The organism is Colwellia sp. MB3u-8 (genome assembly GCF_014076985.1).
In the GTDB taxonomy this organism is placed as follows: domain Bacteria; phylum Pseudomonadota; class Gammaproteobacteria; order Enterobacterales; family Alteromonadaceae; genus Cognaticolwellia.
The window spans coordinates 472643-484434 of record NZ_JACGVA010000073.1 but is presented as its reverse complement, the minus strand read 5'-3'; the positions used below and the strand labels follow the sequence as shown (position 1 = coordinate 484434).

Annotated in this window: 13 protein-coding genes; 3 read left to right on the top strand and 10 right to left on the bottom strand. The window is 40.1% G+C overall.

Going from position 1 to position 11792, the window contains the following annotated elements:
- The first annotated feature begins 383 nt into the window (after positions 1 to 383).
- Positions 384 to 929 (top strand): gamma carbonic anhydrase family protein, encoded by a 546-nt coding sequence (locus H4J54_RS19055; protein WP_182192495.1) that lies wholly within the window; start codon positions 384 to 386, stop codon positions 927 to 929.
- Positions 930 to 938: 9 nt separating this feature from the next.
- Here the strand turns inward: H4J54_RS19055 and H4J54_RS19050 are convergent, their stop codons facing one another.
- The 6 genes from H4J54_RS19050 to H4J54_RS19025 all read right to left on the bottom strand — a co-directional run bounded on the left by H4J54_RS19050 (position 939) and on the right by H4J54_RS19025 (position 6268).
- Positions 939 to 1172: a hypothetical protein gene (locus H4J54_RS19050; protein WP_182192494.1), complete on the bottom strand. Its 234-nt coding sequence runs from the start codon at positions 1170 to 1172 to the stop codon at positions 939 to 941.
- A 21-nt stretch (positions 1173 to 1193) separates the two neighbouring features.
- A complete protein-coding gene (gene aroE, locus H4J54_RS19045) occupies positions 1194 to 2006 on the bottom strand; it encodes a shikimate dehydrogenase (RefSeq protein WP_182192493.1) in 813 nt (270 codons plus the stop codon).
- A 127-nt stretch (positions 2007 to 2133) separates the two neighbouring features.
- Positions 2134 to 2796, bottom strand: a complete 663-nt coding sequence (locus H4J54_RS19040) for an OmpW family protein (protein WP_182192492.1) — start codon at positions 2794 to 2796, stop codon at positions 2134 to 2136.
- Between the two features lie 245 nt (positions 2797 to 3041).
- Entirely contained in the window at positions 3042 to 3947 is a 906-nt protein-coding gene (gene hemF, locus H4J54_RS19035; protein WP_182192491.1) for an oxygen-dependent coproporphyrinogen oxidase, read from the bottom strand.
- A complete protein-coding gene (locus H4J54_RS19030) occupies positions 3944 to 4489 on the bottom strand; it encodes a Sua5/YciO/YrdC/YwlC family protein (RefSeq protein WP_182192490.1) in 546 nt (181 codons plus the stop codon). The genes hemF and H4J54_RS19030 overlap by 4 nt, the downstream gene beginning before the upstream one ends.
- 147 nt (positions 4490 to 4636) lie before the next feature.
- Positions 4637 to 6268: an acyl-CoA synthetase gene (locus tag H4J54_RS19025; RefSeq protein ID WP_182192489.1), complete on the bottom strand. Its 1632-nt coding sequence runs from the start codon at positions 6266 to 6268 to the stop codon at positions 4637 to 4639.
- Positions 6269 to 6600: 332 nt separating this feature from the next.
- Here H4J54_RS19025 and purE point away from each other — a divergent pair, with 332 nt between their 5' ends.
- The gene (gene purE / locus H4J54_RS19020) at positions 6601 to 7083 is read left to right on the top strand and encodes a 5-(carboxyamino)imidazole ribonucleotide mutase (protein ID WP_182192488.1); all 483 of its coding nucleotides are present in this window, start codon (positions 6601 to 6603) and stop codon (positions 7081 to 7083) included.
- 9 nt (positions 7084 to 7092) lie between these two features.
- Complete coding sequence (locus H4J54_RS19015; RefSeq protein WP_182192487.1) at positions 7093 to 8247, top strand: 5-(carboxyamino)imidazole ribonucleotide synthase; 1155 nt, start codon at positions 7093 to 7095, stop codon at positions 8245 to 8247.
- Positions 8248 to 8350: 103 nt separating this feature from the next.
- Here H4J54_RS19015 and H4J54_RS19010 read toward each other — a convergent pair whose 3' ends face one another.
- From H4J54_RS19010 to H4J54_RS18995, 4 genes are all read right to left on the bottom strand, one after another.
- Positions 8351 to 8917 carry a topoisomerase DNA-binding C4 zinc finger domain-containing protein gene (locus tag H4J54_RS19010; RefSeq protein ID WP_182192486.1) on the bottom strand — a complete coding sequence of 189 codons (567 nt, stop codon included), beginning with the start codon at positions 8915 to 8917 and terminating at the stop codon, positions 8351 to 8353.
- A 95-nt stretch (positions 8918 to 9012) separates the two neighbouring features.
- On the bottom strand, positions 9013 to 9486 hold the full coding sequence (locus H4J54_RS19005) for a DUF494 family protein (RefSeq protein WP_182192485.1): 474 nt from the start codon (positions 9484 to 9486) through the stop codon (positions 9013 to 9015).
- A 2-nt stretch (positions 9487 to 9488) separates the two neighbouring features.
- Positions 9489 to 10625, bottom strand: a complete 1137-nt coding sequence (gene dprA, locus H4J54_RS19000; protein WP_310650087.1) for a DNA-processing protein DprA — start codon at positions 10623 to 10625, stop codon at positions 9489 to 9491.
- 33 nt (positions 10626 to 10658) lie between these two features.
- Positions 10659 to 11747, bottom strand: coding sequence for a LysM peptidoglycan-binding domain-containing protein (locus tag H4J54_RS18995; protein WP_182192484.1), 1089 nt, complete (start codon positions 11745 to 11747; stop codon positions 10659 to 10661).
- Between the last annotated feature and the right edge of the window lie 45 nt (positions 11748 to 11792).

Below are 11792 nucleotides of genomic sequence, written 5' to 3'. Positions count from 1 at the left end.
AGTTTTTTTAACTTTCAAACAACTCGTTTTATTACGTTAAGTTAATCAAATCAGCTCTAACTGCATAAGATAACCTATTAAAACAGCTCTTTGGGGTTACCCCTTGGAACTGGAGCGCATTCTAGAGATTTCTGGCTTCACGTCAACACTTAATTGCCATTAAATTACAAATAAAGGTTTGTTTGCTTTTTATTTGTACAGCCCTTGCTATGGTTGGGCTTTTAATGCTCGATACGCTGAAAAATCACCCAGTTATATTGTGCCTTGGTGGTAACTTTGTCTTAACCGATAAGTACAGGTAATGACTCAGTTCATTGAAAAATGCTGTTTAATGGCTTTTTTTGCTAAGATAGCTATATCAGTCATCTAAAAATATCTTATTTATGCAGAAAAATAATTTTCGAAGCTATCATGGCATTACTCCTATATTAGGTAATGCAGTTTATGTTGATGAAACTGCCGTACTTGTTGGTGACATTACCTTAGGTGATGATACTAGTGTTTGGCCTTTAGTTGCCGCTAGAGGTGATGTGAACAAAATTACCATTGGCGCTCGCACAAATATACAAGACGGTACGGTTTTACATGTCACACGAAAAAGTACCGAGAATCCCAGTGGTAACCCATTAGTTATTGGTGACGATGTTACCGTAGGTCATAAGTGTATGTTGCACGGATGTGCTTTGGGTAACCGAATACTGGTTGGTATGGGCGCTATTATTATGGATGGTGTTATTGTTGAGGATGATGTATTTATCGGTGCGGGTAGTTTAGTGCCGCCAAACAAAACGCTTAAAAGCGGCTACTTATATGTTGGTAACCCAGTTAAACAAGCGAGAGAGTTAAAGCAGAGTGAAGCTGATTTTCTCAAGCAGTCGGCGATAAACTATGTTGAATTAAAAGCTGAGTACTTAGCTGATAGCCATTAACCTTTGAGGTTACTCCAACTCTATATGTATTTCATTACCTTCTGGCTCGTTTTCCTCGAGCCAGCTTTCTGTTACTTCTTCTAAATCAAATTTAGTGCCATTATCAATTTCGGTTAATTTCTTTAGCTGCATAGAATGAAAATATAACCTTATACGCTGTCCTGAAACTTGTCCGGTAAAAGACCAAGCATCATGCTGCTGATCAAAATGTAGATCATCATTAAATAAAATTGCTTGGTTCATCTTATGCTCGCTTCACTTTCATTACTTTAACTGAGCTCTTAAGGAGACAAGTACAGGCTCTACTGCTGGGCTAACGGCTCTCCACAAATGAAAGCTTGCCGCAGCCTGCCCCACTAACATGCCTAAGCCATCAATAATATGTTCAACACCTAGCTGTTTTGCTTGTTTTAAAAATGCGGTTGGCTCTTTGCCATAGACCATGTCATAACAAACTGTTGAACTTTTAATTGTGTGATCTGATATCGGTAAGCTATCACCGGATAGACCTGCTGATGTGGCATTGATGATGATATCAAATGCTAAGTTATTGGTCTCTGCGAAAGTAACAGCATCAATAGCCTCATTAGGATACTGGCTAGTAATGGCCTGTGCTTTACTTAATGTTCTATTGGCAATAGTTAATGATTGAGGAGACTGCTCTAATATTGATTGCACAACGCCCTTTGCGGCTCCGCCAGCACCGAGTAATAACACCTTACTATCTCGCAGTTGCACTTGATGCCTGAGTAAGTCACTAACTAAGCCGACACCATCTGTAGTATCACCATAAATAATTCCATTAGAAAAAATTAAGGTGTTCACTGCGCCAGCTAACTTGGCTCTTCCACTCAACTCATGACACAGGGCAAATGCTTGTTCTTTAAATGGTGCGGTGACATTGGCGCCTTTGCCATTGTTAGCCATTAATTCTTTTACGGCATTGTCGAATTGATCTAATGCAACCCACTCACTTTGGTAGTTCATTATTTGCTTTGACTGTAGCGCAAACTGTTGGTGAATAAAGGGAGATTTTGATTGAGCGATAGGATTACCAAATACGCGATACTGATCCATAAGATTACTAGCTTAAATGTTTAGCGGTAGACTACCCTAGTTGTTAAACAATGAAAACAAAAAAGCAGTCACTGGGTAACTGCTTTTTTCATCACTTTGGCCCGTGCTGAATATGGTTAAAGTATCTTTAAAATTTATAAGCTAACATTAGTGAATAAACCATAGGGTCTATTTCAACTTCAGCACTGCCATTAACACTCCCACCTACTTTAAAACTGGTATCCGTATTAATATCAATATAACGAGCGGAAGCATTTAATGACCACCTTTTGTCAAGTTGGTAATCAGCACCAAGTTGAACAGAAAGTCCGAAAGACCCGTCTAAGTCTAAATCACTAAAACCGGCCTCTTTATAAGTTGAAGAAAACTTCTCATCAAAGAAAATTGTATAGTTGATACCCGCACCCACATAGGGCTTAAACGCTGAGTGAGTATCAAAGTAATACAGTGCACTTAATGTCGGTGGTAAATGAGATATTTTACCAAGCGTTGTGGTTGCGCCATCGGCATGCAGTTTTATGTCATGAGAAAACGGGGTTGAGGCTAAGAGTTCAATAGCCCAGTTTTTATCATAAAAATAAACAAAATTAACACCAAGCTGAGTATCACCATCCGCTGATACATCTAAACCTGAATCAGCGCCATCGAGGAACACGTTAGCTTTATTACTGGCAGGATCAACCATAGTGGCGCCACCACGAACGACAAAGTCGCCAGCTTGGTTAGCAAGTGCAAGGGGAGATAATGTAAGAGCGGAGAGGATGAGTCCATTAATTACTGAGGTTTTCATTAGAGCGTTACCTTTTATAAATAGAAAAAATATTAAATTTGTTCACTAAGGTAATTTTACGCGCGCCTGGTTTTCGACAGTTTGATCTAGCTCAAGCTTTATCATAAACCCTAAAAAAATAAGCTTTAATGGTCTTGAAATTAAAAAATTTAATTTGGGTAACTTAACCTAGCAACCACACCTACAGCGACCTTTTCTGTTGATGTGGATTGCTAGGTTAATAAACAACAAGCGGTAATGCTAGGTTATAACCAATCTTGCGGTACTAAATAGTCTTGTAGTGCTGCTTCTGGGCTGCCAGCTTCCGGCTGAAAATTATATTCCCAACGTGCCAGTGGCGGCATTGACATTAAAATGGATTCTGTTCTGCCACCTGATTGCAAACCAAATAAGGTGCCGCGATCAAAAACTAAATTAAATTCAACGTAGCGGCCACGACGATAAAGTTGAAATTGACGATGATTATCATCAAAGGGCGTTGCTTTACGCTTTTCTATTAAAGGTATGTAAGCATCAAGAAAGCCTTTTCCAACTGCTTTCATATAATCAAAGCACTTATCGAATTCCCATTTATTCAAATCATCAAAAAATAAGCCGCCAACGCCACGAGTTTCATTGCGGTGTTTTAAATGGAAGTATTCGTCACACCACTTTTTATATTTTGGATAAACATCGTCACCAAAAGGCTGACAAATATCTTTTGCCGTTTGATGCCAATGCACAACATCTTCTTTGAACGGGTAAAAAGGCGTGAGGTCAATACCACCACCAAACCACCACACAGGTGCTTCACCTTCTTTTTCAGCAATAAAAAATCGGACATTGGCATGAGATGTCGGAATAAAAGGATTTTTAGGATGAATAACTAATGATACACCACAAGCTTGCCATTTACGGCCAGCCAATTCTGGACGATGTGCTGTTGCAGATGGTGGTAACTTATCACCAGAAACCACTGAAAAATTGACCCCACCTTGCTCAATAACGCTACCATTTGTGAGTACTCGGGTTCTGCCACCACCGCCTTCAGCACGCTGCCAATTATCTTCAATAAATTTACCACTACCGTCGGCAGCCTCTAACGCGGAACAAATTTGGTCTTGCAACGATTTTAAAAATTCAACAACAACATTAATATTTATAGTGCTCATGAGCGAATAACATCTCCAGATAATGCATCAATAATAGTAGAAGGCTGATCAAAGCCTAGAGTTTTTCCTTTAATAATAAAATCAATTTTATTAGCGAGATCATTGGGAATTCCTTGCCATGTTTTGGCCGGAGGTTTACCACTTAAGTTCGCGCTCGTAGAAACAATCGGCTTATTAGTGGCGAGACATAGTGCCACAACGTCTGGCTGGCTAGTAACACGCACCGCAATAGTGTCAAAGCGCCCCGTCAACAACCTAGAAGTGTTAGCATTTTTAGCCACTAATTGCGTAATACCGTTGGGCCAGCGAGATAATATCGCCAGGCGTTTGTCTTGAGGTATTTTACACTCATCTATATAAGGTAAAAGTTGTCTATAATCACCCGCAAGCAGTATTAAGCCTTTATCTACTGAACGTGACTTGATCAACAGCAATTTTTCAATTGCCCCATCGTTATCAGGATCACAACCTAAACCAAATACGGCCTCGGTTGGGTAAGCTAAAATACCACCCTGTTGAAATGTTTCTAATGCTGTCGTCATGGCGTTTTATGATGGCGCTTAGTAAAATTAATTTAATGATGATTATACGTTTTTTACTGACAAACAACATGGCTAGTAAAAAAAAACGGTAAGAGTCTGTAAACTCTTACCGTTTGGATTAACCCCCCGTTCAACGCTAATAATAAATTAAGCTTCAAACAGCTCTTTAATTTTCTGCCTGAGCACAAACTTCTGTACTTTACCGGTTGAGGTTTTAGGCAACTCGCTAAAAACAATGGTTTTAGGGACTTTAAAGCCTGCCATATGTTCACGGCAATATTGAATTACCTCTTGTTCTGTCAGCGTATGCCCGCGTTTCACTGCTATAAATGCACAGGGAGTTTCACCCCACTTTTCATCTTTTTTAGCCACTACGGCCGCTTCTAAAATGGCTGGATGGGTATATAACACCCCTTCTACTTCGACTGATGAAATATTTTCACCCCCCGAAATTATAATATCTTTCGAACGATCACGAATTTCAATATAACCATCTGGATGTTTAACCGCTAAGTCTCCTGAATGAAACCAACCATTTGCAAAAGCCTCTTCTGTGGCTTTTTCATTTTTCAAGTAGCCTTTCATCGTGCTATTACCCCTGAACATTATTTCACCCATAGTGATTCCATCTGGGCGAACAGGCTCCATAGTATCCGGATTTAGCACATCAACTTCTTCTTGCGTGATATAACGCACACCTTGGCGCGCTTTTAATGCCGCCCGTTCATCATCGCTGCGTTCATTCCATTCATCTTTCCACTCACTAACGACACAAGGCCCATAAACTTCAGTTAAGCCATAACTTTGGGTGATTTCAATACCTAAGTTTTCAATGCCCTTAATAACCGCCGCAGGTGGCGGAGCACCAGCGGTCATCACTTTAATATTTTTAGGTAATTGCGCCAGCAAGCTTTCGTCAGCATTTAAAATCATATTGAGCACAATTGGCGCGCCACAAAAATGACTGACCTTATGCTCAATCATCGCATTAACGATAGCGCCTACTTCAACTTGCCTCAAACAAATTTGCGTACCGCCAACAGCCACTATAGTCCAAGGAAAACACCAACCATTGCAATGGAACATCGGCAAAGTCCACAGATAATTGGTCTTGCTGTCTATCGGCCAAACAAAGCTATGGCCAAGAGAATTCAAGTAAGCACCACGATGTGAGTAAACTACACCTTTAGGATTACCTGTAGTGCCTGAGGTATAATTGAGCGCCAAAGCTTGCCATTCATCATGAATAAATGAGCCAGTAAAATTTTCATCCCCTTGAGCAAGTAACTCTTGATACTCAATTGTACCAAGGCGCTCACCCCCTGGACCTTCTGGATCGTCAATATCAATCACTAAAGGTTGACGCTTTGACAGTGCTAATGCTTGTTTAATCACACTTGAAAATGCGGTATCCGTAAACAGTACATCACATTCGGCGTGATCAAGAATAAAAGCGATATTTTCCGCATCGAGGCGAATATTAATAGCGTTAAGCACAGCACCTGTTAGTGGCACACCATAATGGGCATCCAAAAATGCCGGAATATTAGCTGCCATAATACTGACAGTTTGCCCTGGATTCACCCCATTTTTAATGAGGCTTGAGGCGAGTCGACGGACATTTTTACGATATTCTTGATAGGTAAATTTTTGCTTACCATGGATAATGGCAGTTTTGTCTGGATAGACATCAGCGCTACGATTTAAAAAGTTTATTGGTGTTAGTGGCTGACTGTTAGCAGCAACCTTGTCTAAACTTTGGCTATAAATGTTACTCATTCCTTTCCTCATTTATTTTACCGAAGCGACTCTTAATACTAATTAACTTAATGATAAGTAAACTTATTTATTCTTTAAATTAGTATTACGCGGTGATTTTATATCATGTTCGGCTTTACAATTTAAAAATAATCATACGCCAATAATTAAATTATAAAATTATCCTTTGGTCTATACCCGATCTACATCAAAGAAAATTATAAATGCTATAAAAGAATTGTCATTTCAGAATATTTTCAAACACGTTATAATATGCATTAAATTTCACCTAACATTAGCGCCTTAGGCACAATGTTAGGTTTCAAATCACATTATCAAAAGGCACTACGCGTATGAAAGTTGGGATTATCATGGGGTCAAAGTCAGATTGGCCAACCATGCAGCACGCTGCTGAAATGTTAGACCTATTTAATGTACCTTATGAAACAAAAGTTGTTTCTGCACATAGAACACCTCATTTACTTGCTGAGTATGCACAAGGCGCTAAAGATCGTGGTATTCAAGTTATCATTGGTGGCGCTGGTGGCGCAGCGCATTTACCTGGTATGACCGCTGCTTATACAAGCTTACCGGTTTTGGGTGTGCCCGTGCAATCAAAGGCCTTAAATGGCCAAGACTCATTACTCTCTATTGTACAAATGCCAAAAGGCATTGCTGTTGGTACATTAGCCATTGGCACGGCAGGTGCGGCCAATGCTGGCTTATTAGCCGCTCAAATTATTGGTCTTTCTGACCCAGCAGTACAAGCGGCTGTTGAGCAATTTAGAGCAGAGCAAACACAAACAATTCTTGATAACCCAAACCCTGCAGAATAGGCTAGCTAAATGAATGTTTTAGTATTAGGTGCTGGCCAACTGGCTCGTATGATGGCCTTGGCGGTTAAACCTTTAAATATCAATATACGAGCTTTTGATGTTGGCTCAGACACTGTCGTTGATCCGCTTTCAACTGACATTGTTTTTGGTGGATTAAAGCAAGGCATTGAGTTCGCTGATTTTATCACTGCTGAGTTTGAGCATATTGATCACCAAACTCTTGCACTTTGCCAAGCGTCTGGAAAACTACGCCCGAGCAGCCAAGCCATTAAAGTGGGCGGCGATAGAAGATTAGAAAAAGATCTACTCATAAAGTGCGGTGTGGCCAATGCCCAACACCAAATTATTGCGACCAAAGCAGACTTTGACCAAGCTTTAAATAACCTGTCTATGCCGTTGATTTTAAAAAGCGCTTTGGCAGGTTATGATGGTAAAGGTCAATGGCGATTAAAAAATAAAGCACAAGCGGAAGACATTTGGCTTGATATTAAAGCTTTTTTCGATGGTGGCGTACAAGGCCTTCAACATGCGGTAGTGGCCGAACAAATGGTGCCTTTTGATCGCGAAGTCTCATTAGTTGGCGCGCGTGACAGTCAAGGTAATACCCTAGTTTACCCTTTAACTCAAAACCATCACACCAACGGCGTGCTGAGTGTGTCAATTGCCATCCAAATAGATGAAGCGCTACAAGCACAAGCAAAACAGGTGTTTGATAGCATAGCAAAAGAGTTAAATTACATTGGTATATTAGCCATTGAATTTTTCCAAATTGGCGAGCAATTGTTGGTAAATGAAATTGCTCCTCGCGTACACAACTCAGGTCATTGGACCCAACAAGGTGCAGATACTTGTCAATTTGAAAACCATTTACGTGCGGTATGTGATTTACCGCTTGGCAGTACTGAGTTAATTCGTCCATCAGCCATGATTAATATATTGGGTGAAGATGAAGTACCCAATGAAATCTTGAGTGTGGCAAGTACCACTTTACATTGGTATGGAAAAAGCAAGCGCCCAGGCCGTAAAATGGGTCATATTAATGTCTCAGGCAATGATGAAAAACAATTAGCAGAGCGATTAATCTTATTAGCTGACATGCTACCAGAAGCAGCATTTGATGAACTTAAGCCTTATGTCGCCAGTTACAAAAAACAACTGAGCTAACAATAAGTTAGCGATTACAGAGCCAGTGATGCCTTACGGATAAGTCACTGGCTTTTTTATGCCTCAATTCCTACCTCAATGTATATCTCGATTGATAAGAAAATTAGTGCGGCTGAAAGTGACTGCAGGGTTTAGACGCGCATTGTAACTTTTCACCTGCTGCCATCTGTCGTTTTAGTAATAAAGCAAAGCCACATTTTTCACATTCGCCAACAACTGGCTCATAATTCACAACAAACTTACATTTTGGATAGTGATCACAGGAATAAAATGTTTTACCAAAACGGCTGATTTTTGATTGTAGTTGGCCCTTTTTACACTGTGGACAACTGACATTTTTTTGCTCAAGTTCATTGTGATCTTGCGCCACAATGTAAGAACAGTCAGGGTAGTTTGTACAGCCAATAAACATACCATAGCGACCTTGTTTGACCGCCAATTCGTGATTACATTCAGGACATTCACTGCCAACCAGTATTTTATCATCAACGCGCTCATGTTCGACAACAGCTCGAGTGTATTGGCAGTTAGGATAGGTAACGCAAGCAAAAAATGAGCCTGACTTACTGTGCTTAATGGTGAGCTGAGAAGCACAGTCAGGACAAATTTCAGCGGTTTTTTCTAAGGCATGTTCATGACGTGAAAACAGGGGTTTTTCGGAGTTTGACATAGTAATGCACCTAAAATATTAGGGGCATATTATGGCATATTTTCACCCTATTAATGTAGGCTATTTTTCGTGCACTTTTTGTCTTAGAAACAAAGCTAATGCAACGGGCCTTCTTGCTCATCAAAAATCAGGTCTTCCATTTGAGAGTAGGCACTTTCTTTACCTGGCACATTAAACAACACCATCAACACAACCCACTTTAAATCATCAATAGAGAAAAATTTAGTGTCTAGTTCCATAACACGGTCAATAACCATTTCCCGGGTAGTAAAGTCTAATAAATTAACCTGCTCTAAAAACATCAGAAAACCGCGACATTCTACATCAAGAATTTGGCTCTCTTGTGCCGTATAAACTCGAATAGATTGGTTACCTACTCGTGTTAAATGAGGATAAGCCTCCGTGTCTTGTAAGGCGGTAAGTTTTTCCAGCCAAGCAAGCGCTTTATAAATTTCATCTTGGTGAAAACCAGCACGCGTTAATTCATCAGTAAGTAGCTCATGGTCGACCATGACTTCGGCTTCACTATGAATATAGTTTTCAAAAAGGTACATTAAGATATCAAACATCACTAGCCCCTATTCAATTTAAGGTAACCCCCTGGCACAGCAGACACCAGGCCTCTAAGTTCAAGCACGGTTAATCGAGTTAACACTACGTCTATCGGTAGTTTACTGCGCGAAACGACTAAATCTACGGGCGTAATTTCATAACCCACACTAGCTAACATTGGATCGTTACACAAGTGCTGTTTTTTACTTTTTTCTGCTAAATTATCTTTCCCTTTGTTTCTACTTAAGTTTAAATTATCTGTAACGAACTCTTCAAACTCGTCCATTATGTCGCTGGTATCTTCGACAAGCTTAGCGCCTTGTGTAATTAACCAATGACAACCTTTCGCCTGCACATTATAAATAGAGCTAGGTATAGCAAACACTTCTCGGCCTTGTTCTAAGGCACAACGCGCCGTGATCAACGAACCACTTTTTAAAGACGCTTCAACGACCAAAACCCCCAAACTTAAACCGCTTATTAAACGATTTCGCTTTGGAAAATGTCCCGCTTTAGGTGCGATACCTGGGGCAAACTCGCTAATGATTAAACCCTTGTTTTCAATAATATCTTTTTGTAATTTTTTATGTCGAGCGGGATAGGTTATATCTAGTCCTGTTGCTACCACCGCAATAGTATAACCCTGCTGATGTAAGGCACCTAAATGCGCTTGCGCGTCAATACCTAATGCTAAACCACTAGTAACAACGAATTGACTTGTTAACTGACCCGCCAAATTATGAGCAATCTCTCTACCTGATATACTGGCATTGCGGCTACCCACAATGGCAATTTTAGGTAATAACAATAAATCCGTATTACCTCGAACAAAAAGTACTAGCGGTGGATCATAAATTTCTTTTAATAATGGTGGGTATAGGGGATCATCAAAGGCAATAATTTGACTGTGACAGTGGCTTGAATCAGAGATTATTTTTGTCAACAAATCCCAGGCAGGAGAAGTTATTGCAGCACGCTGTGGATTGCTGAGGCCTGACAAGGTTAAATCAGTAGTCGCCGCGAATAAAGCTGTTAAACCAAATTTTTCGACTAGGGCGATTTTTTTATGACTCGCTAACCGTGGAATAGCTTTCACGGCTAGCCAATAATGCGTTAGAGTTAGCTCCAACGTTAGTGTGTTGCTGATATTTGCCACTTGTTTCTCCTTAAAAGTGGCCCAACTTTAGGGCTAGGGTGCAGTAACTCCATCAAGCACTCGTAATGGCTTTTCAGCATTAATAATCAACGCCATACTGACCTTGTCATAAACTTTAAATACCATCACTTTACCGATTACTTCGGTTGGCATATCGTAATCTGAATAGCTGTTATTGGCTATTTTGTTCCAATGAGAAGTTTCTTTACTGTATTGCGGTCCATGGTCTGTTTCAATAACGCCAGGGCTTTTTCGGCTAACCGTTAACACATCGCCAGCTTGTACGGCTTGGTTATTGCCTTTATTAATCATTATCACGTCAAATTTAGCAAATTCACCTAGCTTAGTCACCGAGCTAATAATTAAACCCTCAGTGCTTTTAGCACCTGCTCGCATGGTAAAAATAGCGGGGTAATCTTGCTCAACATTGACTGGCATAATATAAGCACCAGAACGAATTTCGCGTTTTGCTCCCTCAACAAAAATAGTGCTTGGCTGCTGCTTACTCATATTGCCACTTTGTAGTGCCTTGCCGGTACCAATAAGTCGAATATTATAACCTAAATTTTGCTGTGTTTCGGGATCAACGATGGCATCTGCTTTATGGTAAATACCGTAACTTTGACCAACAATGAGATCGCTATTAATATAAACTTTAAAGCCATCAACACTTGATTTATAGCCTTCCTCACTGCCAATAATATGAGGTAAACTGGCTAACTCAGCTAAGCTTTTCACAGTATCATAGCGAATATAGGGCGCAATAACATGCAAAGGTAATGTACTAACGGGGTTTTGGTCTTTTAATTGTTTACGTACTTTAGGTGACCATTTAAGTTCAGGCTTGCCTTTAACCAGCATGGGTTGGCCTTGGGCATCAAATACTAGCCGCAACTCATCGCCGGGGTAAATTAAATGTGGGTTATTAATATCAGGATTAAGACGCCATAACTTAGGCCACAACCAAGGTTGATTGAGAAATACACCTGATATATCCCACAAGGTATCGCCTTTCTTAACGATATAAGATTGTGGAGCATCTGGCTTTAATGCTAACTCATTGGCCATTAAGGATACTGACAGAGCAATGCAAAATAGTAAGGATAAAACTCTTATTAGCATGTTAATTTCCCTATTATTAGAGGTTTTATCCTAAACCCCTATGAT

What these genes read in the sequence shown, in the direction of transcription:
- H4J54_RS19055 (WP_182192495.1), top strand. Translation starts at nt 384, where the DNA reads ATGCAGAAAAATAATTTTCGAAGCTATCATGGCATTACTCCTATATTA.
- H4J54_RS19050 (WP_182192494.1), bottom strand. Translation starts at nt 1,172, where the DNA reads ATGAACCAAGCAATTTTATTTAATGATGATCTACATTTTGATCAGCAG.
- aroE (WP_182192493.1), bottom strand. Translation starts at nt 2,006, where the DNA reads ATGGATCAGTATCGCGTATTTGGTAATCCTATCGCTCAATCAAAATCT.
- H4J54_RS19040 (WP_182192492.1), bottom strand. Translation starts at nt 2,796, where the DNA reads ATGAAAACCTCAGTAATTAATGGACTCATCCTCTCCGCTCTTACATTA.
- hemF (WP_182192491.1), bottom strand. Translation starts at nt 3,947, where the DNA reads ATGAGCACTATAAATATTAATGTTGTTGTTGAATTTTTAAAATCGTTG.
- H4J54_RS19030 (WP_182192490.1), bottom strand. Translation starts at nt 4,489, where the DNA reads ATGACGACAGCATTAGAAACATTTCAACAGGGTGGTATTTTAGCTTAC.
- H4J54_RS19025 (WP_182192489.1), bottom strand. Translation starts at nt 6,268, where the DNA reads ATGAGTAACATTTATAGCCAAAGTTTAGACAAGGTTGCTGCTAACAGT.
- purE (WP_182192488.1), top strand. Translation starts at nt 6,601, where the DNA reads ATGAAAGTTGGGATTATCATGGGGTCAAAGTCAGATTGGCCAACCATG.
- H4J54_RS19015 (WP_182192487.1), top strand. Translation starts at nt 7,093, where the DNA reads ATGAATGTTTTAGTATTAGGTGCTGGCCAACTGGCTCGTATGATGGCC.
- H4J54_RS19010 (WP_182192486.1), bottom strand. Translation starts at nt 8,917, where the DNA reads ATGTCAAACTCCGAAAAACCCCTGTTTTCACGTCATGAACATGCCTTA.
- H4J54_RS19005 (WP_182192485.1), bottom strand. Translation starts at nt 9,486, where the DNA reads ATGTTTGATATCTTAATGTACCTTTTTGAAAACTATATTCATAGTGAA.
- H4J54_RS18995 (WP_182192484.1), bottom strand. Translation starts at nt 11,747, where the DNA reads ATGCTAATAAGAGTTTTATCCTTACTATTTTGCATTGCTCTGTCAGTA.